This is a genomic window from Mizugakiibacter sp., from assembly GCF_039680435.1.
Classification (GTDB): domain Bacteria; phylum Pseudomonadota; class Gammaproteobacteria; order Xanthomonadales; family Rhodanobacteraceae; genus Mizugakiibacter.
Genome location: NZ_JBDKSX010000006.1, coordinates 1 through 25,094, shown reverse-complemented (window position 1 = coordinate 25,094; position 25,094 = coordinate 1). Strand labels below are relative to the sequence as shown.

Annotated in this window: 30 protein-coding genes; 12 read left to right on the top strand and 18 right to left on the bottom strand. The window is 72.8% G+C overall.

Annotated elements, in window-relative coordinates:
* Nucleotides 1-19: 19 nt before the first annotated feature.
* A complete protein-coding gene (locus tag ABFC67_RS00725; RefSeq protein ID WP_346736122.1) occupies nt 20-271 on the bottom strand; it encodes a hypothetical protein in 252 nt (83 codons plus the stop codon).
* On the opposite strand from ABFC67_RS00725, the gene ABFC67_RS00720 reads away from it, so the two are divergent.
* Nucleotides 264-911, top strand: a complete 648-nt coding sequence (locus ABFC67_RS00720) for a hypothetical protein (protein ID WP_346736121.1) — start codon at nt 264-266, stop codon at nt 909-911. The genes ABFC67_RS00725 and ABFC67_RS00720 overlap by 8 nt on opposite strands.
* The gene (locus ABFC67_RS00715; protein ID WP_346736120.1) at nt 908-2,254 is read left to right on the top strand and encodes a GAF domain-containing protein; all 1,347 of its coding nucleotides are present in this window, start codon (nt 908-910) and stop codon (nt 2,252-2,254) included. Before ABFC67_RS00720 ends, ABFC67_RS00715 begins: the two co-directional genes overlap by 4 nt.
* A gap of 13 nt (nt 2,255-2,267) precedes the next feature.
* Here the strand turns inward: ABFC67_RS00715 and ABFC67_RS00710 are convergent, their stop codons facing one another.
* The 4 genes from ABFC67_RS00710 to ABFC67_RS00695 form a co-directional block, all read right to left on the bottom strand.
* Nucleotides 2,268-2,969, bottom strand: a complete 702-nt coding sequence (locus ABFC67_RS00710) for a hypothetical protein (RefSeq protein ID WP_346736119.1) — start codon at nt 2,967-2,969, stop codon at nt 2,268-2,270.
* Between the two features lie 146 nt (nt 2,970-3,115).
* Entirely contained in the window at nt 3,116-4,045 is a 930-nt protein-coding gene (locus ABFC67_RS00705; protein WP_346736118.1) for a DMT family transporter, read from the bottom strand.
* Nucleotides 4,046-4,117: 72 nt separating this feature from the next.
* Entirely contained in the window at nt 4,118-4,411 is a 294-nt protein-coding gene (locus tag ABFC67_RS00700) for a hypothetical protein (protein ID WP_346736117.1), read from the bottom strand.
* Between the two features lie 11 nt (nt 4,412-4,422).
* Complete coding sequence (locus ABFC67_RS00695; protein ID WP_346736116.1) at nt 4,423-4,620, bottom strand: DUF2892 domain-containing protein; 198 nt, start codon at nt 4,618-4,620, stop codon at nt 4,423-4,425.
* A gap of 231 nt (nt 4,621-4,851) precedes the next feature.
* On the opposite strand from ABFC67_RS00695, the gene ABFC67_RS00690 reads away from it, so the two are divergent.
* Complete coding sequence (locus ABFC67_RS00690; RefSeq protein WP_346736115.1) at nt 4,852-5,847, top strand: ribose-phosphate pyrophosphokinase; 996 nt, start codon at nt 4,852-4,854, stop codon at nt 5,845-5,847.
* Between the two features lie 29 nt (nt 5,848-5,876).
* Here ABFC67_RS00690 and ABFC67_RS00685 read toward each other — a convergent pair whose 3' ends face one another.
* From ABFC67_RS00685 to ABFC67_RS00660, 6 genes are all read right to left on the bottom strand, one after another.
* A complete protein-coding gene (locus ABFC67_RS00685; RefSeq protein ID WP_346736114.1) occupies nt 5,877-6,977 on the bottom strand; it encodes a hypothetical protein in 1,101 nt (366 codons plus the stop codon).
* 103 nt (nt 6,978-7,080) lie between these two features.
* Entirely contained in the window at nt 7,081-7,698 is a 618-nt protein-coding gene (locus ABFC67_RS00680; RefSeq protein ID WP_346736113.1) for a hypothetical protein, read from the bottom strand.
* On the bottom strand, nt 7,695-8,123 hold the full coding sequence (locus tag ABFC67_RS00675; protein WP_346736112.1) for a hemerythrin domain-containing protein: 429 nt from the start codon (nt 8,121-8,123) through the stop codon (nt 7,695-7,697). Before ABFC67_RS00675 ends, ABFC67_RS00680 begins: the two co-directional genes overlap by 4 nt.
* Nucleotide 8,124: 1 nt before the next feature.
* Nucleotides 8,125-8,382 (bottom strand): DUF2249 domain-containing protein, encoded by a 258-nt coding sequence (locus ABFC67_RS00670; RefSeq protein WP_346736111.1) that lies wholly within the window; start codon nt 8,380-8,382, stop codon nt 8,125-8,127.
* Between the two features lie 71 nt (nt 8,383-8,453).
* Complete coding sequence (locus ABFC67_RS00665; RefSeq protein ID WP_346736110.1) at nt 8,454-9,461, bottom strand: CapA family protein; 1,008 nt, start codon at nt 9,459-9,461, stop codon at nt 8,454-8,456.
* A 63-nt stretch (nt 9,462-9,524) separates the two neighbouring features.
* A complete protein-coding gene (locus tag ABFC67_RS00660) occupies nt 9,525-10,451 on the bottom strand; it encodes a peptidylprolyl isomerase (protein ID WP_346736109.1) in 927 nt (308 codons plus the stop codon).
* Between the two features lie 166 nt (nt 10,452-10,617).
* Here ABFC67_RS00660 and ABFC67_RS00655 point away from each other — a divergent pair, with 166 nt between their 5' ends.
* The 3 genes from ABFC67_RS00655 to ABFC67_RS00645 all read left to right on the top strand — a co-directional run bounded on the left by ABFC67_RS00655 (nt 10,618) and on the right by ABFC67_RS00645 (nt 12,411).
* Nucleotides 10,618-11,040: a universal stress protein gene (locus ABFC67_RS00655; RefSeq protein ID WP_346736108.1), complete on the top strand. Its 423-nt coding sequence runs from the start codon at nt 10,618-10,620 to the stop codon at nt 11,038-11,040.
* Between the two features lie 109 nt (nt 11,041-11,149).
* Nucleotides 11,150-11,515: a PadR family transcriptional regulator gene (locus tag ABFC67_RS00650; protein WP_346736107.1), complete on the top strand. Its 366-nt coding sequence runs from the start codon at nt 11,150-11,152 to the stop codon at nt 11,513-11,515.
* Nucleotides 11,512-12,411: a sensor domain-containing protein gene (locus ABFC67_RS00645; RefSeq protein WP_346736106.1), complete on the top strand. Its 900-nt coding sequence runs from the start codon at nt 11,512-11,514 to the stop codon at nt 12,409-12,411. Before ABFC67_RS00650 ends, ABFC67_RS00645 begins: the two co-directional genes overlap by 4 nt.
* 18 nt (nt 12,412-12,429) lie before the next feature.
* Here the strand turns inward: ABFC67_RS00645 and ABFC67_RS00640 are convergent, their stop codons facing one another.
* A complete protein-coding gene (locus tag ABFC67_RS00640) occupies nt 12,430-13,083 on the bottom strand; it encodes a DUF2238 domain-containing protein (RefSeq protein WP_346736105.1) in 654 nt (217 codons plus the stop codon).
* A 48-nt stretch (nt 13,084-13,131) separates the two neighbouring features.
* Nucleotides 13,132-14,085, bottom strand: a complete 954-nt coding sequence (locus ABFC67_RS00635; RefSeq protein WP_346736104.1) for a CPBP family intramembrane glutamic endopeptidase — start codon at nt 14,083-14,085, stop codon at nt 13,132-13,134.
* Between the two features lie 133 nt (nt 14,086-14,218).
* Between ABFC67_RS00635 and ABFC67_RS00630 the strand changes: the two genes are divergently transcribed.
* Both ABFC67_RS00630 and ABFC67_RS00625 read left to right on the top strand, forming a co-directional pair.
* Nucleotides 14,219-14,779, top strand: coding sequence for a hypothetical protein (locus tag ABFC67_RS00630; protein WP_346736103.1), 561 nt, complete (start codon nt 14,219-14,221; stop codon nt 14,777-14,779).
* A gap of 10 nt (nt 14,780-14,789) precedes the next feature.
* Nucleotides 14,790-15,905: an NAD(P)/FAD-dependent oxidoreductase gene (locus tag ABFC67_RS00625; RefSeq protein WP_346736102.1), complete on the top strand. Its 1,116-nt coding sequence runs from the start codon at nt 14,790-14,792 to the stop codon at nt 15,903-15,905.
* 19 nt (nt 15,906-15,924) lie between these two features.
* On the opposite strand, the gene ABFC67_RS00620 is transcribed toward ABFC67_RS00625, so the two are convergent.
* From ABFC67_RS00620 to ABFC67_RS00610, 3 genes are all read right to left on the bottom strand, one after another.
* Entirely contained in the window at nt 15,925-16,371 is a 447-nt protein-coding gene (locus tag ABFC67_RS00620; RefSeq protein WP_346736101.1) for a hypothetical protein, read from the bottom strand.
* 255 nt (nt 16,372-16,626) lie between these two features.
* Complete coding sequence (locus tag ABFC67_RS00615; RefSeq protein WP_346736100.1) at nt 16,627-18,423, bottom strand: DEAD/DEAH box helicase; 1,797 nt, start codon at nt 18,421-18,423, stop codon at nt 16,627-16,629.
* Nucleotides 18,424-18,514: 91 nt separating this feature from the next.
* Nucleotides 18,515-19,003 (bottom strand): 8-oxo-dGTP diphosphatase, encoded by a 489-nt coding sequence (locus ABFC67_RS00610; protein ID WP_346736099.1) that lies wholly within the window; start codon nt 19,001-19,003, stop codon nt 18,515-18,517.
* A 143-nt stretch (nt 19,004-19,146) separates the two neighbouring features.
* Between ABFC67_RS00610 and ABFC67_RS00605 the strand changes: the two genes are divergently transcribed.
* Together ABFC67_RS00605 and ABFC67_RS00600 are read left to right on the top strand one after the other, a co-directional pair.
* The gene (locus ABFC67_RS00605) at nt 19,147-20,304 is read left to right on the top strand and encodes a serine hydrolase (RefSeq protein WP_346736098.1); all 1,158 of its coding nucleotides are present in this window, start codon (nt 19,147-19,149) and stop codon (nt 20,302-20,304) included.
* A 94-nt stretch (nt 20,305-20,398) separates the two neighbouring features.
* Entirely contained in the window at nt 20,399-20,956 is a 558-nt protein-coding gene (locus ABFC67_RS00600) for a YkvA family protein (protein ID WP_346736097.1), read from the top strand.
* Nucleotides 20,957-20,969: 13 nt separating this feature from the next.
* Here the strand turns inward: ABFC67_RS00600 and ABFC67_RS00595 are convergent, their stop codons facing one another.
* Both ABFC67_RS00595 and ABFC67_RS00590 read right to left on the bottom strand, forming a co-directional pair.
* On the bottom strand, nt 20,970-21,623 hold the full coding sequence (locus tag ABFC67_RS00595) for a class I SAM-dependent methyltransferase (protein ID WP_346736096.1): 654 nt from the start codon (nt 21,621-21,623) through the stop codon (nt 20,970-20,972).
* A gap of 115 nt (nt 21,624-21,738) precedes the next feature.
* Complete coding sequence (locus ABFC67_RS00590) at nt 21,739-23,394, bottom strand: 7TM diverse intracellular signaling domain-containing protein (RefSeq protein WP_346736095.1); 1,656 nt, start codon at nt 23,392-23,394, stop codon at nt 21,739-21,741.
* Nucleotides 23,395-23,675: 281 nt separating this feature from the next.
* Here ABFC67_RS00590 and ABFC67_RS00585 point away from each other — a divergent pair, with 281 nt between their 5' ends.
* Together ABFC67_RS00585 and ABFC67_RS00580 are read left to right on the top strand one after the other, a co-directional pair.
* Nucleotides 23,676-24,236 (top strand): hypothetical protein, encoded by a 561-nt coding sequence (locus tag ABFC67_RS00585; protein ID WP_346736094.1) that lies wholly within the window; start codon nt 23,676-23,678, stop codon nt 24,234-24,236.
* Between the two features lie 76 nt (nt 24,237-24,312).
* Nucleotides 24,313-25,094 (top strand): MFS transporter (locus tag ABFC67_RS00580; RefSeq protein WP_346736093.1); only part of this gene is annotated, 782 nt, incomplete at its 3' end.

Sequence of the window (25,094 nt, the reverse complement as noted above, 5' to 3'; positions counted from 1 at the left end):
TGCGATGCGGCGCGGCGATTCAATCCGCGCGGCGACGGTAGGCGCCGGTCAGGAGGGCGCCGAAGGCGTCCTGGCCGGGCAGGCGGGTCTCGACGGCGAAGCCGAGGCGGGCGCCTTCGGCACGATAGGCATGGCGCGCCTCGCCGCGCGGCGTGCGTTTCGCGAGGTGCAGCACGTCGCCGTCGGCCGGGTCGGGCATCATCACGCCGTGCGGGCGGAAGACGACGCGGGCGAACTGCGCGTGCGCGGGACCGGGTTGCGGCATGTCCATCGAGTGCTCCCTGGTCGAAGACGCCGGCCATTCTGGCATCGCCGCGCGCCGGCGCGAAACGCCGGCCGGCGGCGACGGCCGCCGGGCGCTCGGCTATGCTGTCGCCGAGGCTTCGCACGATCCGACTGCCGGTACGCCCATGCCGCCGATCCCCGTTTCCGCCTGGCTCGATCCGGACTGGGTGCGCTTCATCGAGGGCGGCGTCTCCATCACCGTCGCCTCGCGCGACGCCGCCAACGTGCCGACGCTGACCAAGGGCTACGGCTGCCGCGCGCTGGACGGCGAGCACGGCGTACGCATCCTGGTGGTGGGTTCGCATTCGGTGGAGCTGCTGCGCGACATCGAGACCGGCGGCGCGGTGGCGGCGGTCTACTCGGAGGTCGGCACGCACCGCGCGCTGCAACTCAAGGGCAGCGGCGCGCGCGTGGAGATACCGGACGCCGCCGACCGCGAGTGCGCCCGGCACTATCGCGAGAGCTTCAGCCGCAACCTTGCGGCGCTCGGCTTCGCACCGGGCCTGCTGGCCGGATACTTCGATTACGCCGACGACGACCTGCGCGTGGTCGCGTTCGTGCCCAGCGAGGCGTTCCTGCAGACGCCGGGACCGAGGGCCGGTTCGAAGATCGGGAGCGCGCCGTGAGCGCCACGCTGAACGCGATCCGCGCCTGCCTGGACGGCGTGATCCCGGCCGTGATTGCCACCTGCGCGCCGGACGGCACGCCCAACGTCGCCTACGCCTCGCAGGTCGAGTTGGTCGACTGCGACCACGTCGCGCTGTCGTTCCAGTTCTTCAACAAGACGCACGCGAACGTGCTGGCGCATCCGCTGGCGACGGTGCTGGTGATCCACCCGCAGACGGCGGCGTGCTACCGCCTGTATCTCCGCTTCGAACGCACCGAGACCGAAGGCGCGCTGTTCCAGCGCATGAAGGCGCGTCTTGCCGGCATCGCCTCGCACACCGGCATGAGCGGCGTGTTCCGCCTGCTCGGCGCGGACATCTACCGCGTGCTGCGCATCGAGCGCATCGACGCGCAGGAGCGCCGCCGCCAGGACGCCGAGCGCAACCTGCTGCCGGCGGTGCGCCTGCTGACGCAGCGGATCGCCGCGGCGTCGGCGATGGACGCGCTGTTCGAACAGACGCTGGACGGGCTCGGCCGCCAGTTCGGCGTGGAGCACGCGATGCTCCTGCTGTGCGACCGCGCGCACACGCGGCTGTACACGGTGGCCAGCCGCGGCTATGCGGCTTCGGGCGTCGGTTCGGAGATCCCGTTCGGCGCCGGCATCGTCGGCGTCGTCGCCCAGTACCGCACCTCGATCCGCATCAACCACAAAGCCGCGGAGTACGCCTACGGACACGCGGTTCGCGAGTCGGCGCTGGGCGAGGGCGCGGCGGACACGCTGGAGACGGCGATCCCGTTCCCGGGTTTGGCCGAGCCGGGCAGCCAGCTGGCCGTGCCGATCGAGGCCGGCGGCGAGCTGCTCGGCGTGCTGTACGCGGAGAGCGCGCAGGACTTGCGCTTCAGCCACGACGACGAGGACGCGCTGGGCGCGGTCGCCGCCGCGCTCGGCGTCGCCGTGCGCGCGCTGCGCGACGAGGCGGACAGCGAGGAAGCCGGCGAGCCCGCCGCGCCGGCGGCGCCGGCCGTCGGTGCGACGCCGGTGACGGTACGGCGCTACCGGCGCGACAACAGCATCTTTCTCGGCGACGACTACCTGATCAAGGGCGTCGCCGGCGCGATCCTGTGGCGGCTGCTGAGTGGTTATGTGCGGGACGGCCGCGTCGATTACAGCAACCGCGAGCTGCGCCTGGATCCTGCGATCGGCCTGCCGGACGTGGTCGACAATCTGGAGGCGCGCCTGATCCTGCTGGCCAAGCGGTTGTCCGAGCGCGCCGATTGGCTCGGCATCGACAAGACCGGACGCGGCCGCTTCCGCCTGCGCGTCACCCGCCCGCTGCGGCTGGTCGAGCAGGCCGCGGGCTGAGCGCGCGGCGCGCTCACGCGGCGATGCCGGCCGCCCCCTCGTCGAGGCCGAGCGCCGTGCGCAGCTTGTCCTGTTCGCGCGCATCCAGCAGCGGCATCAGCATGGCCAGCACGCCGGCAAAAGCCGGTGCCGGCATGCCCTCGCGCATATGGGCGAGGAACTGCACGCGTTCGGTGTGCGCCAGCGCCGGCACGATCAGGCGCAGCGCGCGCGGCCGTTTCGCCTCGGGGATGGAGGCGACCAGCGCCTGCTCGATCGCCAGCAGCTCCTCGTCGCTGTGGTGCGACCACAGCACGGCGTTGTTGTGCTCCTCCTCGAAGCGCATGTGCGTCAGGTTCTCGGCGACGAAGCTGGAGAACGCGAGGTAGAGCCGGTACGCCAGCTCGGCGCGCTCGCGATCGCGACTGCCGGCGACGTGCGAGCACAGCGCCTGCAACGCCGCGATCTCGGCCTGGTGGTGCGCGTGCTCGACGGTGGCAGCGTCGGCGGAGCCCGGCGCGCGCGCTTCCATCGCGGTGTGCACGAAACGGTTTTCGTGCTCGAGGTGGTCGCGGCAAAGATCGAGGAGGTCGCCGAGCAGATCGAGGGTCGCTTCGACCTGGGCGGCATCGCTGCAGTCCATGCGCCCCAGCGCGGTCATGGTTTCGGCCATGCGGGAGCGCAGGCCCTTGTGGATCGGGCCGTACATGTTCATGCGGATGTTGGCGGCGTTCATGCGTTGCGGGTCCGTCTACTCGTGGGAAGGCCGGCGCGGGAGCGCCCGGCAACAGCCCGCCAGCGTAGTCGGGCGTTGCCGCCGGCGTTGCTAAATCGCCGCTAAGCCTTTCCTAAAAGATTCCTATCCGGCGCGGCGGCGCGGATTCAGTCGGCGATGCCTTTCGATTCCGCCGTGCCCAGCACTTCCGGGTGGTCGGCCGGCGCGCTGCGCCACGTCAGCAGCGGGTGCAGGAACACCGCGGCGAGGATGATCGCCACGCCGGCATAGAACGCCGGCGACAGCTCGCGCTGCTCGCCCAGCAGCAGCGCGGCCAGCAGGATCGCGTAGACCGGCTCCAGGTTGGTGATCAGCTGCACGCCGAACGCGCTCAGCCGGCGCAGCGCCACCAGCGCCAGCGCGAATGGCAGCAGGGTGCAGCCCAGCGCCAGCGTCAGCAGCAGCACGGCGTCGTGCAGGCCGGGCAGCGGCAGCAGCGGCCCCGCGTGCGGCAGCAGCGGCGCCAGCAGGGTCAGGAACACGGTGCCGGCGCCGAGTTCGAGGCAGGTCACGGTCAGCGGGTCGGCGTGCTCGACGAAGCGTTTGTTGAGCGCGCCGAACAGGGCGACGAACACCGCCGAGACCACGCCCACGGCGACGCCGGCGCGCATGCCCGCAGGGATGCCGCCGACCACCAGCGCCACGCCGGGCAGCACGGCGACGCCGAGCAGCAGCTCGCGCGGATCGAAGCGGCGGCGCGCCAGCCAGGGCTCGACCAGCGAAAGGAATACGGGACCGAGCGCGATCGTGGTCGCGCCGACGGAGGCATTGGCCAGCTTGACTGCGGCGTAGAACGTCAGCCAGTGCAGCGACACCAGCACGCCGATGCCGGCGTAGGCGAAGCGCAGCCGCATCGGCATCGCGCGCAGCCCGCGCCAGACGCGCGGCGCCAGCAGCAGCGCCGCGCTGACGATCAGCATGCGCCACCACACCAGCGCCAGCGCCGGCAGCGTGATCAGCTTGCCGAGGATGGCGGTGAAGCCCCACAGCAGCACGCACAGGTGGATCTGCAGCAGGGCCTTGCGCTGGGTCGGCATCGGGGCGGCGCGAACGGGGCGGAAGCCGCACAGCGTGCGACGTTTCGGCGCCGTTGGAAAGAGGGGCCGCGCTCAGAACTCGTCGACGATCTCGATCGGCACGCCGAGATCGATGCCGGCGGCCTCGGCCAGCTCGCGCACGCGCTCGGCGCTCTCGCGGTCGGGTGCCTCGACCTCGAGCGCGTGCACGCCGGGGCCGAGGTCGTCGGACAGGCCGGCCGAGCTCGAGTCCTCGTCATCGAGGTGCGGCATCATGTCGGCCACTTCCTCGATGCGCTCGACACCGGGCAGGCCCTCGAGCGTGGTGGCCAATGCGCGCGCGTCGTCGGCACTGCCGGTGATGCGGATGTGGATGGTCACGGGCATGGTCGTAGCGCTCAGTGCGCCTTGCGCTTGCGCGTGTCGACGCCGAGCAGCGTGTACAGCGGGCACATGCCGACCAGCGCGGTCAGCAGCGGAATCAGCCCGAGCAGGCCGAGCCAGCGCGCGTTGCCGGGCATCAGCAGCAGGCTCAGCAGGGCGAAGCCGAGCATGGTGCGGATGAAACGGTCGGTGATGCCGACGTTGAGCTTCATGGCGGATCTCCGGACGGTGCGGTGAGCGGTACGCGTGTGGCGATGCCCCGGAAGTTCTGCGGCACAGATTGGCGCGCCGTCGCCGACGCGTGTTGACGTGCGTCAACATGCGCCGCCGGTTGCGGCGCAAGCCGGCACGGCCGCGGCGCGGATTTGATCTGGGTCGGAAACGTCGCCGCCGGCGGCTGCCAGCATCCGCCTGCACCACGACGCGCGCCGCGGAGACCGCGTATGCCCGGCACCGAGCTTCGGCTGTTCGCGCTGGACGCCAGCCGCGCCTACGGCGAGCGCATCGCCGCGCACCTGGGCGTGGCGCTGGCGCCGCACGAGGAGCGCGAGTTCGAGGACGGCGAGCACAAGGCGCGGCCGCTGGCCAGCGTGCGCGACGCGGACGTGTTCGTCGTGCAGTCGCTGTACGCCGACGCAGCGCAGAGCGTCAACGACAAGCTGTGCCGGCTGCTGTTCTTCCTCGGCGCGCTGCGCGACGCCTCCGCCGCGCGCGTGACCGCGGTGCTGCCGTACCTGTGCTACGCGCGCAAGGACCGCCGCACCAAGCCGCGCGACCCGCTCACCACACGCTACGTCGCCGCGCTGTTCGAGGCGGTCGGCGTCGACCGCGTGGTGACGCTGGACGTGCACAACCTGGCCGCCTTCCAGAACGCGTTCCGCTGCGTCACCGAGCACCTCGAGGCGCGCCCGCTGCTGGTCGCGCACTACGCGCCGCTGCTGCGCGACGACGACGTCGTCGTGCTGTCGCCCGACGCGGGCGGCATCAAGCGCGCCGACGCGTTCCGCCAGGCGCTGGCGCAAGCGCTGCGGCGGCCGCTGCCGCTCGGTTTCATGGAGAAGCAGCGCAGCGGCGGCGTGGTGTCCGGCGAGGCGTTGTTCGCCGACGTGCGCGGGCGCAGCGTGCTGATCGTCGACGACCTGATCGGCACCGGCACCACCGTGCTGCGCGCGGCGCGTGCAGCGCGCGCGCAGGGCGCGCGCAGCGTCCGCGTCGCCGCCGCACACGGGTTGTTCCTCGGCGCGGCGGGCGAGGTGCTGGCCGACGACGCGCTCGACCGCGTGGCCGTGACCGACACCGTGCCGCCGTTCCGGCTCGACCCCGCGCTGGCCGCGCGCAAGCTCGACGTGGTCGATGCGGCGGGCCTGTTCGCCGAGGCGATCCGGCGCATCCATGCGGGCGGTTCGCTGGTCGAACTGCAGGCGGAAGGCGCCGGCTGACGCGGAAGGAACGCAGGTCGCGCGCGCCTTCAGCCGCGGCGGGCGCGCCGGCCGGCTGCGGCTAGCGCGCCGTCGGCCGTGTCGGGGGCCGGGGCGGGCTGCGCGAGTCGGCGCGCGTGGTCGCGCGCCAGCCGCAGGTATTGCCGCGTGCGCCTGCGCCACTTCGCGGGATCGGCCGGGGCGGGCGCATCCAGGTGCGAGGCCGCGGCGACGGCGCGCCGGTAGGCGCGCCAGGCCATGTGGAATTCGAACAATACCTGCGGCGCCCGCTCCGCGGCGGCCTTGCGCCAGGCGGCGAGCAGCCGCGCGCCGACCGCCGGCGCGCCCAGCCGCTCGCACTCCACGACGAGCAGCGCCAGCTCTTCGGCCGGATCGAGCGTGCGCAGCGCACGCTCGAATTCGAGGCAGTCCACGATGACCGGCGGTGTGCCGAAGTAGATGTGCTCGGGCCGCAGGTCGCCGTGGCCCTCGACGATGCGGCGCTCGCGGGCGCGCGCTTCCAGCAGGTCGCCGCGGCGCGCCAGGAAATCCAGCAGGGCGGCGGCCGGTGCCTCGACGGCTGCGCGCGGCAGCCGGAACGCGGGGCGCAGCAGGTAGCGCCGGTGCGTGCGCACGCCGTGGGCGAAGCGCCGGCGGTAGGTTTCGGCGGCGACCGCGACCGCGGGCACCGTGCGGAAGAAATCGGCGAGGTGCGCGGCGATGCGGCGCAGGTCCGCGTCGCGCACGCGGCCGGCGGCGATCGCATGGGCGAGGGTGCGCGTCGCCGGCAGGCGGCGCATCTTCACCAGCCAGTCCACGCGGCGCCCGCGGCCGCCGAGGCGCAGCGCCCCGCGCGCGTCGCGGGTCAGCGCCACCACGCCGAGATACACGTCGGGCGCGAGGCGGCGGTTCAGGCGCACCTCGCGCATGCAGTTCAGCCGGCGCAGGCGCAGCGAGCGGTAGTCGAGCGCGGCGAAGCGGACCGGCTTCTTCAGCTTGTAGGCGTGGCGTGGGGTCAGGAACACCCACGAGAAGTGCGTCTCGATCGCCTCCACCCGCGCCGGCCGCCCGGGGTAGGCGTCGGCGCGCTTCAGGAAGGCGACCTTCGCCTCCAGCGTTGCCCGCGGCTCAGGTTTGGCGGCACGGCGCATGTCGGATCCTTTCCGGCATGCGGGCCAGCATACGCCGGCGTTCCAGCGCCGGCGCGGCTTGGCGGGGACGGGGCCGCCGGTTCGCGGCGGCCGATGCTGCCGATCAGGCCGGCACGCGGGCGACGCGCACCACGCGCGGGTCGTCGGCGAACTCCAGCAGCAGGCGGCGCACGCGGTCCTGCCAGGCGTCGCCGAAGGCGGTCTGCTGGCGGGCGTCGGCGCGGTCCTGCAGGATCGCGGTCAGCAGCGCGCGCTGGCTCGGATCGGCCGGCACCGGCGAGGTGTCCAGTTCGACCGCCACCGCGGTGCCGTTGTCGAGGCGGCGGAAGATCACGGCGTCGCCGTCGTTGCGCTCGGCGTAGCTGAGCAGGCCGTGGCGCACGTGGCGGCCGCCGATGCCGTGGAAGCCGTTGTCGGCCGCGGCGCCGGTGAGCAGGGTCAGCACCTGGGCGATGACGCCGGTGGTGCCCTCGTCCTGCGGTGCGGGCATGCGCACGGCGATGCCGCCGCGCTCGGGCAAGCGGTCCGGGTACAGCGCGGTCAGCGCCGCGCGCCCCATCAGGTACGCGCCGGCGACGGTGGGGCAGGAATGCCCGGCCAGGCGCACGGCGTCGGCGTAGTGGTACTCGATCACGCCGCCGGCGGCGGCACCGAGCAGGGCGGCGAGCGGGTCGCGCATGCGCACGACCGGCGCCTGTTCGAAGAAAGAGGGGAAACTCATGCGGATGGCCTTGGACTGTCCGCCGCGGCGTCCGGCGCGGCGACGCTGGGATGGGCCTGCAGCTGCGGGAACAGCTCGCGTTCCTCGTAGCGGACGTGGGCGACGGTAAGTTCGGCGAACCGGCGCAGGCGCGCGGGCGCGTCCAGCGCGCAGGGGCCGACGGCGAGCGTGTGCAGCTCGGCGTGCTCGGCGACGATGCGCGCGGCATCGGCCGCGCCCACCGCGTCCGCGGCGAGGCGCAGCAGCAGCTCCTCGGCCGCGCAGTGCGCGTTCATCATGCTGCGCCAGTGCGCATCGAGGCGCGCCAGCGCCTCCGCGCAGTCCGCCGCGTCGCCAGCGTCGGCGACGCGGCGCGCGTGCGCCGCCATCGCCAGCGTGGTGTGGTGTTCGCGCGACAGGTGCAGCAGGGCGCCGGCGCGGCGCACTTCAGGCGACGATGCCGAAATCGATCACGATCGCGCCCGGCTCGCGCTGCCGATAGGTGACGGTCAGGTGCTCGCCGAAGCGCTGGCGCAACTGGTCGAGCAGCGGCAGCGGGTCGTGGTCGTTGACGAAGCGCATGGTCTCGCCCGGCTCGAGCGCGCTCAGCGCGCCGAAGATCGCGGAATGGCGGAAGCGGCGGGCGACGCCGCGGGCGTCGAACAGGTGGGCGGTCTCGGACGAGGGCGTGGCGCACGCATTCATGGGGGTCGGACTCTCGACGGTTGCGGGACCGCCAGCATGCGCCCCGCGCGGCGCCGCGGCCCTGACCTGGGTCAGGCGCGGCGTGTCCCGGGGGCGGCGGCGGGGAGGATCGCGAAGCGCTCGCCGTCGCGGCGGACGCGGCTGCCGAGCGGGCGGCAGGCGGCCGCGAGCCGGCGCGCCAGCCAGCGGCGCGCCGCGGCGCCGGCGGGTACGGTGCGCGCGTATTCCAGTTCGAGCGGATGGGCGTGCAGCGAGGCCAGCCGGTGCGGCTCGAGTTCGAGCAGGTACAGGCACTGGCGGTCGTTGCGGTAGTGCGGATCGAGCGCGTAGTCGTCGAGCAGGTCGCCGGTCGAGTAGAGCACCGCGCTGCCGCCCATCCACTCCGCGCCCAGCACGTGGTGGGGGCTGTGCCCCCAGACCACGCGCGCGCCGGAGGCGACGAGTTCCCGGGCCAACCGGCGGCGCTCGGGCGCGATCGCCGGCACCCAGTTCGGCATCCAGTGCAGCGAGACGACGGCGTGGTCGACGCGACTCGCCAGCGCCGCGGTGCGGTCCAGCAGCGCCTGCCGATCGCGCGGGTTGCCGAGGTCGAGGTAGTGGATGCCGGGCCGGCCGGCGGCGGCCGCGAAGTCCGGCTGGTGATCGCAGCAGGCCAGAATGCCGAGGCGCTGCCCCTTGCAGTCGAGGACGCAGGGTGCCGCGGCGGCGTCGAGATCGGCACCGGCGCCGACCCAGCGGATGTGCCGCTGCGCGAGGGCGTCAAACGTGTCCCGCAGCCCCTCGATGCCGGCGTCGAGGGCGTGATTGTTGGCCAGGCCGACCAGATCCACGCCGGCGGCGGCCAGCGCGTCGGCGGCGACCGGATCGGCGCGGAAGTAGAACGCCTTGGGCGCGCCCTGGAAGCGCGTGCGGCGCGGCGTGATCGCGCATTCGAGGTTGACGAAGCGCAGATCGGCGGTTGCCAGCAGCGGCGCCAGCGGTGCGAACGGGTACGCGGCCCCGCGTTCGCGCAGCACGGCGTCGACGCCGCGTCCGAGCATCGCATCGCCGCCGAGCAGCAGTCGCACGGTCCCGCCCATCGGCGCCTCCGTCGTCGCCGGCATTGTCGCGCGGCGGCGCGCCGGTGGGGCCGCGTCGCCGGGTCAGCGGGAAGGCGCGGCGCGCACCGGGATCGGCACGTTGCACAGGCCGATGCGGCCGGCCGGCACCTTGTACCAGTCGTCGCGGCGGTTGCGCCGCGATTCCACCAGCGCGGCAAAGGTGGCGGTGTCGGTGCGCAGCACCTCGAGATTCGTGCGTTGCGGCGCCGGCACGTCGGCGGCGAGCCGCACGCGCAGGATCGGCACGCGCTGCCGCGGCTGCTCGTAGAAGCCGAGCGCGCCGCCGCCGCGCGGCAACGCCGCCAGCAGCTCCATGCCCTGCACGACGCGGCCGACCACGGCGATGTTGCGGTCGAGCTGGCGCGGCGCCTGGCCGATCACCGCGTACAGCTCGGTGCCGGGGCCGCTTTGCACGTCGTTGTCGCGGCCGGCGCCGACCATGCTGTAGCAGTGCGCCAGCCAGGCCTCGCCGCTGCGCGGGTCGCGCGCCGCCGGGAAGCCGTCGCTGAAGCCGACCTCGGGCGCGTACACGTCGCCGTCGGGCAGGCGCGTGAACGGCAGGCCGGCGGCGGTGCGGGTGAACTCGGGTGGCAGCGTCGCCCTGGCCTCGCCCAGCGGACGGCGCTTGTCGGCGTGCTCGGCCTCCGGATCGCCCCATTGCGCGACGAAGTCGTCCTGCACGCGCAGGATCGCCAGGCCGTCCCAGTAGTGCGCGCGCGCCAGCGTCTCGATGTTGGCCGCGTGCAGCGGCGCGAACGCCGGCGCCAGCTCGATCACCACGCGCCCCGCGGCAAGGTCCATGTACAGCGTGTGCGCCGGATCCAGCGGCCGCCAGTCGGACGGTTTCGAGGCGTCCAGCACTTCCTGCATGGTGCGCGGACGGGGCGCCTCTGCGGCCGAGGGCGCAGAGGCGGCCAGCGCGACGAGCATGGCGGCGGACAGGGCGGTGGACCATGCGGTGGCGCGCATCGCGGACTCCCTCATGCTGCGATCGATGGCGGCATCAGGCCCGCCCGCGCCGCGCGCGTCAAGCGGCGGCGTTTGATGCGCCTCAATGCCGCACGCGGCCGCTGCGCCAGCATGCGAGCATGACATGGTCGCCACGGCTGGCGACCCCATGCAGCGGAGGTGTCCGATGAAAGTGCTGATCGCCGTCGATGGCAGCGCGTTTTCCCGTCGCGCCGTGCGCTACGTGCTCGAACACATGACCCGTTTCGGCCGCAAGCCGGAAGTCGACATGGTCTACGTCGACACGCCGCTGCCGCCGCATATCGCCCGCGCGCTCGGGCGCAGCAACGTCGATCGCTACTACGAGCGCAACGCCAACGCGGCGTTCCGGGCACCGCTGGCGGCCGCGCAGAAGGCGGGCATGGAGATCAAGCCGATCGCCATGGTCGGCGCGCCGGGGCAAGCGATCGCCCAGCTCGCCCGGCGCGGCCGCTACGACCTGGTGGTGATGGGCTCGCACGGCCACGGCGCCCTGCGCGGCCTGCTGCTGGGCTCGGTGACCACCAAGGTGCTGGCGCAGAGCAAGGTGCCGGTGCTGGTCGTGCGCTGAGGCCGCCCCGCGGACGCCGGGCGCCGCCGCAGGCGTGACTTCCGGCCGATCCACTAACAATAAGTTAGTACTATTGTCGATCCGTGCCTAGCTGCCTGCGGACAGGGTCGTGATCTCCAGCGAAGTCCACCTCAAGAAGTTCCAGAAGGAGCTGGCCGCCGGCACCGTGGCGATGGTGCTGCTGGCGGTGCTGGCGCGCGCGCGCGAGCCGATGTACGGCTACCAGATCGCCAAGCGGCTCGAGCGCAGCGGCGGCGGCGTGCTGGCCGGCAAGCAGAGCGCGCTGTACCCGGTGCTGCGCAGCCTCAGCGCCGCCGGGCTGGCCGCGAGCCACGTCGAGCCGTCGGTGGCCGGGCCGCCGCGCCGCTATTACGCGATCACGCCGCTGGGCCGCGAGGTGCTGCGCGCCTGGAGCGCCGCCTGGTCCGACACCCGCGAATTCGTCGACGCCATCCTGCAGGGGACACCGCCATGACCGCCGCCATCCCGAAGACCATCGAGGCTTACCTGGAGCAATTGCGCGAAGCGCTGGCCGGCGCCGACGCGGCGCTGATCCAGGACGCGCTGTACGACGCCGAGGAATACCTGCGCTCGGAGCTGGCCGAGAACCCGGGCAGGGGCGAGGCCGAGCTGCTGGCCGAGGTGGCGACCAGCTACGGGGCGCCGGAGGAAGTGGCCGACATCTACCGCGACAAGGAAGCGCAGGTGCAGGAGGCGCTGCGCCCGCCGCCGCCGCCGGCGCGGCGCTCGCTGCTGGCGCGCTTCTTCGGCGTCGGCGCCGATCCGCGCGCCTGGGCCGCGCTGTTCTACATGATCCTGTCGCTGGCGACCGGCATCTTCTATTTCACCTGGGCGGTCACCGGCACCAGCTTGTCGCTGGGGCTGAGCGTGCTGATCTTCGGCCTGCCGTTCGCGACGCTGTTCATCGCCACCGTGCGCGCGCTGTCGCTGGTCGAGGGGCGCCTGATCGAAGCCATGTTCGGCGTGCGCATGCCGCGGCGGCCGCTGTACGCCGACCGCGGCAAGCCGCTGATGGCGCGCATCAAGGGCATGTTCGTCGATCCGCGCACCTGGTCGACGCTGTTCTACATGGTGCTGATGCTGCCGCTGGGCATCCTCTACTTCACCGTGGCGATCGTCGGCGTGGCGCTGTCGCTGGAACTGCTGGTCGGGCCGATCCTGTACGCGACCACCGGATTCGGCGTGATCAATCTCGACGACGTCTCCTACGGCATCCCGCTGTGGCTGGAGCCGCTGACGCTGGTGCTCGGCGTGGTGCTGTTCTGCGCGCTGCTGCATCTCGCGCGCGGCATCGGCCACGTGCACGGCGCGCTGGCCAAGCAGCTGCTGGTGAAGACCGCGCAATATTGAGCGGGCGGCGCCGGCGGCTCAGCGCGCGCGCCGCCGCCGGCGCCACTGCACGGCGAGCTGGGCGAGCACCGCGCCCAGCGTCGCCAGCGCCATGTCCTTCTGCGCGTCCCAGATGTCGCCCTGCGTGCCGAGATAGGCCTGGCCGAGCTCGCCGCCGAAGACTTCCGCGGCGGCCCATTCGACCAGCTCGTAGATGGTCGAGTGCGACATCACGAACAGCACCGGCAGCAGCCAGCGCCACACGCCGCGCGGCGGCGCCACCGCGTCGAGCAATTCCACCGACGCCGGCAGGATCAGCAGCCCGTAGGCGAAGTGGATCAGGCGGTCGTAGTGGTTGCGTTCAAGCCCCAGCGCATGGTTCAGCGCGTGCCCGGTCAGCGCCTCGAACCAGCGGTCGTAGGGCACCAGCGAGTAGGTGTAGTGCGCGCCGACCTCGTGCAGCACGAAGAACACGAACAGCGCGACATAGGCGCCGTTGGAAAAACGCAGGCGGCGGAACGTCGCCACGAACAGCGGCACCGCGACCACCACCAGCAGGTTTTCCAGCAGCCAGTCCTGGCGGTACAGCGGGCGGATCGCCAGCGCGAGCCAGAACAGCGCGAACGCGCCAAGCAGCGTGGCCGGGTAGGCCCAGCGGTGGGCGAAGTAGCGCTGCATCGGCGTGGACGTCATGGGGGCAGCCCTCCGCTGGCGGCGGGCACGACGATCCGCCCGGCACCGCTAGGGTAGCGTCTCGCCGCTCGCCATGACGGGCGATGCCGCAGCGCGCTGCGGCAGGGCTTCCAGCCACGCCCGCGGGTAGCGCCGGTGGAACGCCCAGGCCATCAACGCGAGCAGCGGGAAGATCAGCCAGCTCGCTTCCAGGCCTTGCGGGCCGCCGGTCAGCCAGGTCGGCCCGGCGAAGTGCGTGTCGAGCAGATGGCCGGGCAGTGCTTTGCCGCTGTTGCCGGTGTTGGGCGCGCCGTATAGGCCTAACGCGAAGAAATCGAACGCCGCGTGGAAGCCGATCGCGAACCACAGCTGCCCGGTGCGCAACAAGGTGAAACAGCAGAACAGGCCGAGCAGGGTGACGCTGAGGCCGTCGGCGACGGTCTCCATCGGTTTGAAGAAATAGTGGTCGGCGCCGAACAGCAGCGACAGCAGCCAGGCCGCCGGCCAGAAGCCCAGGCCGCGCGCCAGCACCACGAAGGGATAGCCGCGGAACAGGCTTTCCTCGGCGAGTCCCACCATCGCCATCGCCGCGATCCACAGCACGGCCATGCGCGCCAGTTCGGCGCCGTGCACTGCGAAGCCGCTCACGCCGACGCCACCGCCGACCCAGGCCGCCGCGAACAGTGCGGACACCAGCAGCGCTCCCCACAACACGCCTTCCCAGAACAGGGACCCGAACGCACCGCGCAGCGGCAGGCCGAACCAGGCCGTGCCGCGGCGTTCGGCGCGGACCAGCGCCCAGCTCACCGCGAGCACGGAGATCGCCATCAAGGTGTCGGCGATCAGCAGGTCTTTCGGGTCGAAGCCCGGCGGCGGGGTGTAGCGGGTGGCGGTCAGCACCGCCCAGCGCAGCCCGTTGTCGACGAGCAGCCACAGCACGAGAAAGGCAAGGAAGCGCCAGCCCGCGCGCAACCCATCCGGTCCGAGGAACAGCCAGCGCAGGCGCGAGACGGCGGTCGGCATCGACGACTCCTTCGACAGGACGTGGCGTGCCGCCATCGTGGCACGGCCGCATCACTCGCGGGAAGCCGCGCCGGTCGCGCGACGACGTCCACCCTGCTAATTTGCCGCCGCCACCGGAGCAAGCGGGCAGGAAATGAGCGACTTCGAATACATCTCGGTACTGCTGTCGATCATCCTCGGCCTCGGCATCACCCAGTTGCTGTCCGGTATCGCCCGGCTGGTGCGCGACGGCCGCGCGCTGGCGCCTGCGTGGTGGCTGATGGTGATGGTGGCGACGCTGCTGCTGGTGCACTTCCAGGTGTGGTGGGCGTCGTTCGTCTGGCGCTACGTGCAGGCGTGGACCTTCCTCGGCTACGCCGCGTTCATGGTCTTGCCGATGCTGCTGTACCTGCTGGCCTACCTGATCCTGCCGGCGGACCTGATGCTCGACGGCAAGGAGCTGGTGCGGGAGTTCATCGAACGCCGCCGGCCGTTCTACGCGATCGTCGCGCTGGTGCCGCTGGCGAGCTTCTTCCAGCAATGGATGCTCGGCCGGCTTCAATTCGATTTCGACGCCGCCATGCGCCTGCTGTGGGTGCTGTTGGCGATCCCCGGCTTCGTCTCACGCCGCGTCGCCGTGCAGGCGACGCTGGCGATGACGTACTTCGTCGTATTCGTCACCTACATCTGCGTGCTGTTCGCGCGCATGCAGTGAGGTCGAGGGCATGGAGGCGGCGTACGACGTCGAGGCGATCGTGGTCGGGGCCGGCGTGGTCGGCCTGGCCTGCGCGCATGCGCTCGCTGCCGCGGGCCGCGAGGTGTGGGTGCTGGAAGCCGAGCCGAAGGCGGGCGAGGGCATCTCCAGCCGCAACTCGGGCGTGATCCACGCCGGCCTGTACTACCCGTCCGGTTCGCTGAAGGCGCGCCTGTGCGTGCGCGGCAACGCGCTGCTGTACGCATGGTGCCAGGCGCACGCGGTGCCGCACCGGCGGTTGGGCAAGCTGGTGGTGGCAGCCTCCGCAGGCGAAGTCGATGCGCTGCGCGCGCTGCAGACGCGTGCGCAGGCGAACGGGGCGCAGGGCCTGCGCTGGCTGGACGCGGAGGCGGCGCAGGCGCTGGAGCCCGCGCTGCGCTGCGCCGCTGCGCTGGAGTCGCCGAGTTCGGGCATCGTCGACGTGCCGGCCTACGTGATCAGCCTGCTCGGCGCGATCGAGCACGCCGGCGGGCAGGTGCTCGTGCGCACGCGCGTCGGGCGCGCGGTGCGCGAGGCGGACGGTTTCCGCGTCGAAACCGCCGACGGCGGCGCGGCGCGCTGCCGCGTGCTGGTCAACGCGGCGGGGCTGGGGGCGGTCGAGCTTGCGCGGCGCGTCGAGGGGCTGGATGCGCGGCACGTCCCGGCGCTGCATTACGCCGCCGGCCACTACTACGCGCTGCACGGCCGCGCGCCGTTCGCGCGGCTGATCTATCCGCTGCCGCAGCAGCAGGGACTAGGCGTGCATCTCGGCTTCGACATGGCCGGGCGCGCGCGCTTCGGCCCCGACGTGCGCTGGCTCGCGGCACCCGACTACCGCTTCGACGACAGCCGGCGCACGCGCTTCGCCGACGCGGTGCGCGCGTGGTGGCCGGCGCTGCGCGACGAGGATCTCGCGCCGGATTTCGTCGGCGTACGCCCGAAGCTGGCGGGACCGGGCGAACCGATGGCGGATTTCCGCATCGATGACGCGGCCGTGCACGGCGTTCCCGGCCTGGTCAATCTGTTCGGCATCGAGTCGCCCGGCCTGACCGCCAGCCTCGCGCTGGGCGAGGAAGTCCGCGACCGCCTCGCCGGCGCGGTCGGCTAGGTGCCGCCGCCGCGATCGCCTACAGCGTCGACTGCGGCGGATAGATCAACCGCTCGATGCCCAGCGGGTGGTAGCGGCGCGCATAGACCGGATGGCTGCGCCGGAGCAGCAGGCGGGCGCGTTTCCCGGCCGCCGCGTCCGGCACGTACACGAACAGGAATGCGCCGCCGCGGCGCGCCAGCTTGAGGTCGTCCTCGATGTAGCCGGCCTCGGTGCCGACGGCCTCGGCGATGGACGCCTCGATGCGTTGCAGCCAGTTAGCGCTGCGCCGCGACTCCAGTCGCTGCGCCACGAACGGCCCGGTCGCGGCGGCGACGTCGTCGTGGGCGAAGCCGGCCTCGATGAATTGCCGCGCGACGGTCTGCGCGCGTTCGTAGGTGTCGAAGCCGGCGACCACGTAGTGGCGCGGATAGAACAGGCCGAACGAGCGGTCGGCCTCCTTGAAGAACGCCCAGCGCTGTTTCATGGGCCACCTCCGCCTGAAGGTGAGGCAGCGTCATTCTGGGCGCGTGATGGTAGAGGGGGTGTTAAGGGGGGGGGGAGCAGGGATTGGAAAGTGGGGACCGGGAAGCGTCCCCCTCGGTCGTCATTCCCGCGCAAGCGGGAATCCATCTTCCTGGCGCCCCGCAAAAGCAAAATGGATTCCCGCTTGCGCGGGAATGACGGCGGGCGCGGAGGCCTCGCTCCCTGCATCCTGCTTCTCGATCCCCGCCACACCACCTCACCGCCGCTCGCGCGGGCGGCGCGGCGGCGCCTTGCCGCCGGGACGACCGTGTGCAGGTTTGCGCGACGCGCGCTCCGGCACGGAGGCTGCGCCGTCGGCTTCGACGCGCGCAATGCGCAGCATGCGCCCGGCGACGCGCACCTTCTTCAGGTGCTGCAGCAGTTCGGACGGCATGCCTTCGGGCAGGTCGACGAGGCTGTAGTCGTCCTCGATGCGCACGCGGCCGATGTACTGGCTGTCGAGGCCGGCCTCGTTGGCGATCGCGCCGACGATGTTGCCGGGCTTGACGCGGTGCGCGTGGCCGACTTCGATGCGGTAGGTCTCGAAGCCCGCCTCGGGCGCGTGCGCGCGCTGCGGGCGCGCACCGCGTTCGTCGCGGCGCGGCTTGCCCGACGGCGCCTCCCGGCGTGCGCCGGCGCCGTGCGCGCCGCGCTCGTCCGCGGCGCGCGGCGCGCGCTTCGCCACGGGCGGCGCTTCCAGCAGCAGCGGCGCCTCGCCGTGGGCGAGACGCGCCAGCGCCGCGGCGATCTCGCGCGTCGGCACGTCGTGGCCGCTTTCGTAGCGGTCGATCAGCGCCTGGAACGCCTCCAGGCCGCCGGCGGACAGCGTGTCGGTGATGCGCTGCATGAAGCGTGCGACGCGGCGGTCGTTGACCGCCTCCACGCTGGGCAGCTCCATCTCGGCGATCGGCTGGCGGGTGGCGCGCTCGATCGCGCGCAGCATGCCCTTCTCGCGCGGGGTGACGAACAGGATCGCCTCGCCGCTGCGCCCGGCGCGGCCGGTGCGGCCGATGCGGTGCACGTAGGATTCGGTGTCGTAGGGGATGTCGTAGTTCAGCACGTGGCTGATGCGCTCGACGTCGAGCCCGCGCGCGGCGACGTCGGTGGCGACCAGGATGTCGAGCTTGCCGTCCCGAAGCTGCTGGATGATGCGCTCGCGCTGCGGCTGCGCCACGTCGCCGTTGATCGCGGCGGCGGCGAAGCCGCGCGCCTGCAGCTTGCCGGCCAGTTCGTCGGTGGCCAGCTTGGTGCGCGCGAACACGATCATCGCCTCGAACGGCTCGGCCTCGAGGATGCGCGTCAGCGCGTCCAGCTTGTGCATGCCGTCGACCCACCAGTAGCGTTGGCGGATGTTGGCGGCGGTGGTGGTCTTCGCCTTGATGGTGATCTCGACCGGCTCGCGCAGGTGGGTCTGCGCGATGCGGCGGATCGGCGCCGGCATGGTCGCCGAGAACAGCGCCACCTGGCGCGTCGGCGGCGTTTTCTCCAGCACCTTCTGCACGTCGTCGATGAAGCCCATGCGCAGCATCTCGTCGGCCTCGTCGAGCACCAGCCAGGCGAGCTGCGAGAGGTCCAGCGAACCGCGCTCGAGGTGGTCGATCACGCGCCCCGGCGTGCCGACGACCACCTGCGCGCCGCGTTTCAGGCCGCCGAGCTGCGGGCCGTAGGCCTGCCCGCCGTAGATCGGCAGCACGCGGAAGCCCGGCAGGTGCGAGGCGTAGCGCTGGAACGCTTCGGCGACCTGGATCGCCAGCTCGCGCGTCGGCGCCAGCACCAGCGCCTGCGGCTTGCCCTGCGTCGCGTCGAGGCGCGCCAGGATCGGCAGCGCGAACGCGGCGGTCTTGCCGGTGCCGGTCTGCGCCTGGCCGAGCAGGTCGCGGCCTTGCAGCAGCGGCGGAATGGTGGCGGCCTGGATCGGCGAGGGTGATTCGTAGCCGACCGCGTCCAGCGCCTGCAGCAGGGGCGCGGGCAGGCCGAGATCGCGGAAACTGGGGGATGGCGTATCGCTGGACATGGGCTCGACGGCGGGTGGAACGCCGGAGCGGACGCATCGGCGGGGCGGTATGGTAGCGCGTCGGGCCGCCGCGCGCCGCGCGCCGCGCGGATCAGGCGCGGCTGTAGCGCCAGGACTGCATGCGGCCGTCGCGGTAGGGCATCACGCCGTGGAACGGGCGCGGGTCGGCATCGAACACCAGCGGCAGGAAGTGGCGGTCGCCTTCCCACAGCGGCAGGTCGAGGATGCGCGCCACCGGCACCCATTCGAGCGTGCCTTCCGGATTGCGTTCCAGCGGCGTGCCGGTGAAGGCGGTGACGAGGAACACGAAGCCCAGCCAGTCCTCGCCGCGCTTGCCGAAGCCGGGCCAACTGATCGTGCCGCGCAGGGCCAGCTCGACGCAGTCGATGCCGGCCTCCTCGCGGATCTCGCGGCGCATGCCGGCGAGCACGTCCTCGTCGGCTTCGAGCTTGCCGCCAAGGCCGTTGTACTTGCCGAGATGGTGGTCGTCCTTGCGCGCGTTGCGGTGGATCAGCAGCACCTGCGAGCGGTCGGCCGACAGGACGTAGCCGAGGGTGGCGGCGATGGGCGTGTAGGGCATGGCGGCGCGCGCAGCGGAAACGCGCCATTGTAGGGCGCGCCGCACCGCGCCGCCGGCGTGACCTTTGCGGGTTGCGCCGCCGCGCCGGCCTGCGACACTGCGCACCGGTCCGCGTCGGGTCCGCTCCAGACAGGGGGAAAGCCATGCGATTCCTGCGTTCCGGCCTCGCGCTGGCCTTCGCGCTGCTGGCCGCGCCGGCGGGCGCGGCCGACTACGTGCCGTCGCGGCAGCACTGGGAACGGCGCGAGCCCGCCGCGGCCGGCTTCGATCCGCGGCGGCTGGCCGAGGCGGTCGCCTACGCGCAGGCGCACGCCGACGTGCAGCCGGCCGACATGCGCCAGGTGCTGCTCGATCACTACGGCCCGCGCGAGCCGGGCTACCGGGTGCACGGTCCGACGAAGCCGCGCGTCGGCGCCGCCGGCGTGGTGGTGCGCCACGGCTACATCGTCGCGCAGTGGGGCGACGTGGCGCGCGCCGACATGACCTTCAGCGTGGCCAAGAGCTACCTTTCCAGCGTCGCCGGCCTGGCGCTGGCCGACGGCCTGATCGGTTCGCTGGACGACCGCCTGGCCGACACCGTCGACGATGGTTCCTACGCCTCGCCGCACAATGCGCCGATCACCTGGCGGCACATGCTGACGCAGACCTCGGACTGGCAGGGCACGCTGTGGGGCATCCCCGACTGGGCCGATCGCCCGGAAGGCGCCGACCGCGCGCGCTGGCCGCAGCGCACGCTGTACGCGCCCGGCACGCGCTTCAAGTACAACGACGTGCGCATCAACGCGCTGGCCTACGCACTGCTGCAGGTCTGGCGCAAGCCGCTGCCGCAGGTGCTGAAGGAGCGCGTGATGGACCCGATCGGCGCCTCCGCCACCTGGCGCTGGACCGGCTACGACGATTCCTGGGTGGATCTGGACGGCCTGCGCATGCAGTCGGTGTCGGGCGGCGGCCACTTCGGCGGCGGCATGTTCGTCAGCGCGCTCGACCACGCGCGCTACGGCCTGCTGTTCCTGCGCGGCGGGCGCTGGGGCGAACGGCAGGTGCTGCCGGCCGACTGGATCCCGCAGGTGCAGCGGCCCTCGCCGGCCAAGGACGACTACGGCCTGCTGTGGTGGCTCAATACCGGCCGCAAGGCGGTGCCCGCGGCGCCCGGGTCGGCCTACTGGGCGGCCGGCTTCGGCGGCCATTACATCTACGTCGACGGCGCGCACGACCTGGTCGTCGTGCTGCGCTGGGACAAGGATTTTCCCGGCACCATCGCGCGCATCCTCGGCGCGCTGCAGGCGGCGCCGGAGCGATGAGCCAGCCGCGCTGCGCGGCGCCGGATGACGCCGCGGATCGCTTGCGGCATGCTTGCGCATCGGCGCGACGGCCGCGGCGCACCTGGGAAACGGCATGCGCATCACCATCGAACTGGAAGACGCGGACATCCGGCGTTTCCACGAGGCGCTGGCGCGCGCGCACCGGCTGGTGTGCTGCGCCGACGAGACGGACATCCTCGACGCCGCCAAGCACGCGCTGGACCACCTGCCGATCGCCAGCGCGCCCGGCTACGTGCGCAAGCGCATCGTCGAGGTGCAGCACCTGATCGTGATGCTCGAGGACGAGGCGTGGGCGCTGCCGTCGCCCGAGCGCGACGACGTGGTCAGGACGCTGGTGTACTTCGGCGACCCCGACGACATGATCCCGGACGAGGTCGAGGTGATCGGCCTGCTCGACGACGCGATCATGCTGGAGCTGCTGCTGCGCCGGCTGCGCCACGTGGTCGGCGCCTACGACGGCTTCTGCGCCTACCGCGCCGCGCTGGGCCCGCTGCCGCAGGCGCCCGCGGAGCGCACCGCCTATGCGCGCAAGCTCGCGCAGCGGCGCGTGGCGCTGCTGCGGCGCATGCGCCAGCGCGGCGACGCGCTGGGCGCGCCGGCGCCCGCGGCGGCTGCCGGCGACGGGCGCTGAGCGTCGCGCCGGCTCAGGCGCGGCGCGCGGTCACGATGTGGCTGTTGAACGGCGTGCGCCCCCACAGCGGACGGCATTCGACCCGCAGCCCGGCGTCCTGCAGCGGGCCGCGGATCTCGTCGAGGCTGGGAAAATAGGTGGCGCCGGTGCGCATCCAGCGCGACAGCCGCAGCAGGTGTTCCTCGAACACGGTGGCGTGGTAGCGCCAGGAACGGTCGCGCAGCACGTTGCGGATCAGCAGCAGGCCGTCCGGCGCGACGTGCGCCGCGGCGGCGGCGAGCAGCGCGCGCTGGCGCGGCGCCGGCAGGTAGTGCAGCACGTCGAGCAGGGCGACGTGGCCGCTGAACGCCGGCAGCGCGCGGTCGTCGCCCGCTTCCAGGCGCAGCGGCGGCAGCACGCCGGCGACCGCGGCGCGGCCCGCCGCGATCTTGCGCGGATCGTTGTCGATGCCGAGGTAGTCGCCGCGCCAGCCGTGTTCGCGCAGGTAGGCACCGAGCAGGCCCATGCCGCAGCCGATGTCGAGCAGTCCGAGCGGGCTGCCGGCGAGGATGCGCGTGGCCTCGGCGTAGACCGGGTCGATACGCAGCTTGCCGCTGGCATAGCCGCGCAGCCCGCGCGAGGGCAGGCGGCGCACGATGCGCGCAATGGCGAGGTCGGCTGGGGGCACGGTTGCTCTGCGGCAACGGCAATGACGCGACCATAGCCCAGCCGCGCGCGCTTGTCGCGCTGCGGCGCGAAACCGCGCCGTCGTCGCGGCCGGCCATGCAGGTTCCGGGTGCGGTTCAGCGCTTGGCGGCGGCAACGTCGCCGGCGGCCTGGCGCGCCTCCTGCAGCGCGCGTTCCGCGGCGAGGCGCAGCGTCGCGGGATCGGCCGCGGAAGCGCTGCCGATCGCGCTGCCGACGCTGGGCGAGACGTTCACGTCCACGCCGACCACGGTCAGCGGCGCATGCCGCGCGCGCGCCCGCAGGCGCCCGGCGACGGCGTCCGCGGCGGCGCGATCGGCATCCGGCAGCAGCGCCATCAGCACGCCGTCGCCGCAGGTGCCGAAGCGGTCGTTCGCGCGCAGCTCGGCGTGCAGCAGCGCTGCCGTATGCCGCAGCGCCGCCGCGTGCGCATCCGCGCGGAAGGGCTCGCCGTTCGGCTGCGGCTCGCCCGGGTGGATCAGCAGCAAGGCGAAGCGTCGCACCACGCCCTCGCGGGCCAGCATGCACAGGCGCTGCAGGGCGGCATCCAGCGCTTCCGCGGACGCGTCCCCGCGCCGCATCGCGGCGCCGGCCGCCAGCATGCGCCCGCGCAGCGTGGCGCGATCGACCGCGATCGCGGCGAACAGGACGCCGCCGAACGCGGCGATGCCGATCAGGGCGAGCCCGATGTCCTGCGACAGGTCGACGAGGCGCGTCGCCGCCATGGCGTCGGCGACGATGCTGGCGGCGGTCGGCGTCCACGCCAGCAGGAAGACCTTCGCGTAGCGCGCGCCGCGGCGCGCGGCGAGCGCCGCGGCGGCAAGCAGCGCCAGCGTGTCGAGTATCAGCAGCGCGTTGGCTGCGTTCCCCAGCGGCAGCAGCCAGGGGCGTATCGCCGGCAGTTGCGCGCCGATGGCGATCGCGGCGAACGCCGGCATCAGCGCGACCAGCAGGCGGTCCAGGCGCGGCGTGCGGCGCGGCAGGCGCAGCAGGGGGCGCGCGAACGCGGTCAGCGCGATCGTCGCCGCCAGCCCGAACAGCCAGGGGCCGGTCACGCGCAACGCCGCGAGCCAGCCCGTGCCGGGCAGCGTATACAGGCTGCCGTCGTTGGCGCTCAGGAAGGCGAGCCAGAGCAGCAGGTAGGCACCGCCGGCCAGATAGACGCCCTCGCGCCGCAGGATCGCGCAACCGAGCATCGTTGCGCCGGCCAGGCCGAGCAGGATGCGCAGGACGCGCGTCAGCAGCGCCGGCAGGCGGTCGCGATCCAGCAGCGCGTCGTGGCTGAGCAGGGCGGGCTGCAGCAGCGCCACGCGCATGCCGGTCGCGCGCACGTAGAGGCGATCGCCGGCCGCCAGCCTGTCGATCTCGAACACGTGCATGCGGGTGGAGACATCCGCACGATAGGGGCCGTCGTAGTCGTCGCTGACCAGCGGTTCGACGCGATTCGGCAGGTACACCTCGATGTGCGCCGTGCCGCGCCGCGGCATCGCCAGGTACAGCGGCCGCGACACCGGCAGCGGGCCGAGCACGGTCAGGCGCAGCCAGCCTTCGCCGACGCGCACCGGCGATTCCGCCACCGGTTGCCAAGGCAGGGTGCCGCGGTCGGCGCGGATCTCGCCCGGCGTCAGCGGCTGGGTCAGCCGCTCGATGCGCAGCGAATTCGACTGCGACTGCGCCTGCGCCGCGTGCAGCAATACAGGCCAGGCCAGCAGCACCCAGACCAGCCGCCACCAGGCCGAGCGCCGGCGCGGCACGCGTGTACCGCGGCTTCCGCCCGCGAGTTCCGCGTTGCGTGTCGCCAAGGCTGCACCCTGATCCCCATGTGGATCGCACCATACGGGGCCGCGTCCGGGCGCGCAACCCGGATGCGCATTTTTCGCAACGTGGACAAGTCCGCGCAGTTCCGAACGCCGGCGGCGATGCCGTGGACGCGCCTGGCGGCAGCCGCGACGCGCGTCGCAGCGGCCGGCCTTGCGTCGCATCGGCGCAGCGGCGATCATGCGCAAATCATAATCGTTCGCATTGAGGGCGCACCATGTCGATCCGTTCCCGCTGGCTGCTGTCGACGATGGCGGTGGTGGCCGCGTGCGCCTGCTGCGCCGCGCCCGCCGCGGTCTCGGACAAACGCGACGATGCCGCCGCGCTGGCGGCGGAGATCGCCGCATTGAAGGCGCAGGTCGCCGCGCTGCAGACGCAGGTGCGGGGGCCAGAGCTTGGCCAGCAGATGCTGGAACTGCAGCTGCGCCACGACCGCCTGTGGTGGGCCGGCGAGGCGGGCAACTGGAATCTCGCCTACTTCATGGTCGGCGAACTGGGCGAGGCGCTGCGCGGCATCGAGCAGAGCAACGGCGACGCCGCCGAGCTGCAGCCGCAGAAGCTCTCCGAGGTGATGCCTTCGGTGATGAATCCGGCGATCGCGCGCGTGCAGGATGCGCTCGCCCGGCAGGACAGGGCGGCGTTCGCCAGGGCCTACGACGATCTCTCCGCCGCCTGTACCGGCTGCCACGAGCTGGCCGGCAATCCCATGCTGGTGATCCAGCGCCCGCGCACGCCGCTGCTCGACAACCTGCGCTACGCGCCGCCGCCGGCGAAATAGCGCGCCGCCGGGCCGCGCCGACGCCGTGCTAGCCTGCGCGGCGCCGGCGGTTGCGTCCGCCGCGACGGAGGCGACGATGGCGTTCCTGGCTCCCCTGCGCGAACTGGACCACGCCCAGCGGCACACCGTGCTGGCCAGCTTCCTCGGCTGGACGCTGGATGCGTTCGACTACTTCCTGCTGGTGTTCGTGATGCCGGAGGTCGCGCGCGAGTTCGGCGTCGGCATACCGGCGGTCACCTTCGCGCTGTTCCTGACCCTGGCGATGCGCCCGCTGGGCGCGTTCGTGTTCGGCCGCCTGGCCGACCGCTACGGCCGGCGTCCGGTGCTGATGCTGGACGTGGTGTTGTATTCGGCGCTGGGTTTCGCCTGCGCGTTCGCGCCATCGCTGTCGGCACTGCTGGTGCTGCGCGCGCTGTTCGGCGTGGCGATGGGCGGCGAGTGGGGCATCGGCGCTTCGCTGGCGATGGAATCCATCCCGGCGCGCTCGCGCGGGCTGGTGTCCGGCCTGCTGCAGAGCGGCTATCCGTGCGGCTATTTCCTCGGTGCCGCGGCGTACTGGCTGCTGTTCGACCACATCGGCTGGCGCGGCATGTTCATGATCGGCGCGCTGCCGGCGCTGCTGGTGCTGTACATCCGCCGCGCGGTGCCGGAGTCGCCGGTGTGGCAGGCGCGCCGCGCAGCGGGCGCGCCGCGCAGCGCGCTGGCGGCGATGCGCGGGCACTGGGGGCGCTTCGCCTACCTGATCGTGCTGATGGCGCTGTTCAACATGTTCAGCCACGGCTCGCAGGATCTTTACCCGACCTTCCTCAAGACCCAGCACCACTTCGACACGCCCAAGGTCGGCGCGCAGACGATGGT

Excerpts from the sequence above, each read along its gene's own strand:
- ABFC67_RS00695 (WP_346736116.1), bottom strand. The coding sequence starts at position 4,620 with ATGAAGCTCAACGTCGGCATCACCGACCGTTTCATCCGCACCATGCTC.
- ABFC67_RS00680 (WP_346736113.1), bottom strand. The coding sequence starts at position 7,698 with ATGAGTTTCCCCTCTTTCTTCGAACAGGCGCCGGTCGTGCGCATGCGC.
- ABFC67_RS00610 (WP_346736099.1), bottom strand. The coding sequence starts at position 19,003 with ATGCCCTACACGCCCATCGCCGCCACCCTCGGCTACGTCCTGTCGGCC.
- ABFC67_RS00720 (WP_346736121.1), top strand. The coding sequence starts at position 264 with ATGTCCATCGAGTGCTCCCTGGTCGAAGACGCCGGCCATTCTGGCATC.
- ABFC67_RS00660 (WP_346736109.1), bottom strand. The coding sequence starts at position 10,451 with ATGCGCGCCACCGCATGGTCCACCGCCCTGTCCGCCGCCATGCTCGTC.
- ABFC67_RS00705 (WP_346736118.1), bottom strand. The coding sequence starts at position 4,045 with ATGCCGACCCAGCGCAAGGCCCTGCTGCAGATCCACCTGTGCGTGCTG.
- ABFC67_RS00630 (WP_346736103.1), top strand. The coding sequence starts at position 14,219 with ATGAGCGACTTCGAATACATCTCGGTACTGCTGTCGATCATCCTCGGC.
- ABFC67_RS00710 (WP_346736119.1), bottom strand. The coding sequence starts at position 2,969 with ATGAACGCCGCCAACATCCGCATGAACATGTACGGCCCGATCCACAAG.
- ABFC67_RS00645 (WP_346736106.1), top strand. The coding sequence starts at position 11,512 with ATGACCGCCGCCATCCCGAAGACCATCGAGGCTTACCTGGAGCAATTG.
- ABFC67_RS00625 (WP_346736102.1), top strand. The coding sequence starts at position 14,790 with ATGGAGGCGGCGTACGACGTCGAGGCGATCGTGGTCGGGGCCGGCGTG.
- ABFC67_RS00665 (WP_346736110.1), bottom strand. The coding sequence starts at position 9,461 with ATGGGCGGGACCGTGCGACTGCTGCTCGGCGGCGATGCGATGCTCGGA.
- ABFC67_RS00640 (WP_346736105.1), bottom strand. The coding sequence starts at position 13,083 with ATGACGTCCACGCCGATGCAGCGCTACTTCGCCCACCGCTGGGCCTAC.
- ABFC67_RS00620 (WP_346736101.1), bottom strand. The coding sequence starts at position 16,371 with ATGAAACAGCGCTGGGCGTTCTTCAAGGAGGCCGACCGCTCGTTCGGC.
- ABFC67_RS00600 (WP_346736097.1), top strand. The coding sequence starts at position 20,399 with ATGCGCATCACCATCGAACTGGAAGACGCGGACATCCGGCGTTTCCAC.
- ABFC67_RS00635 (WP_346736104.1), bottom strand. The coding sequence starts at position 14,085 with ATGCCGACCGCCGTCTCGCGCCTGCGCTGGCTGTTCCTCGGACCGGAT.
- ABFC67_RS00655 (WP_346736108.1), top strand. The coding sequence starts at position 10,618 with ATGAAAGTGCTGATCGCCGTCGATGGCAGCGCGTTTTCCCGTCGCGCC.
- ABFC67_RS00670 (WP_346736111.1), bottom strand. The coding sequence starts at position 8,382 with ATGAATGCGTGCGCCACGCCCTCGTCCGAGACCGCCCACCTGTTCGAC.
- ABFC67_RS00605 (WP_346736098.1), top strand. The coding sequence starts at position 19,147 with ATGCGATTCCTGCGTTCCGGCCTCGCGCTGGCCTTCGCGCTGCTGGCC.
- ABFC67_RS00615 (WP_346736100.1), bottom strand. The coding sequence starts at position 18,423 with ATGTCCAGCGATACGCCATCCCCCAGTTTCCGCGATCTCGGCCTGCCC.
- ABFC67_RS00685 (WP_346736114.1), bottom strand. The coding sequence starts at position 6,977 with ATGCGCCGTGCCGCCAAACCTGAGCCGCGGGCAACGCTGGAGGCGAAG.
- ABFC67_RS00585 (WP_346736094.1), top strand. The coding sequence starts at position 23,676 with ATGTCGATCCGTTCCCGCTGGCTGCTGTCGACGATGGCGGTGGTGGCC.
- ABFC67_RS00725 (WP_346736122.1), bottom strand. The coding sequence starts at position 271 with ATGGACATGCCGCAACCCGGTCCCGCGCACGCGCAGTTCGCCCGCGTC.
- ABFC67_RS00700 (WP_346736117.1), bottom strand. The coding sequence starts at position 4,411 with ATGCCCGTGACCATCCACATCCGCATCACCGGCAGTGCCGACGACGCG.
- ABFC67_RS00690 (WP_346736115.1), top strand. The coding sequence starts at position 4,852 with ATGCCCGGCACCGAGCTTCGGCTGTTCGCGCTGGACGCCAGCCGCGCC.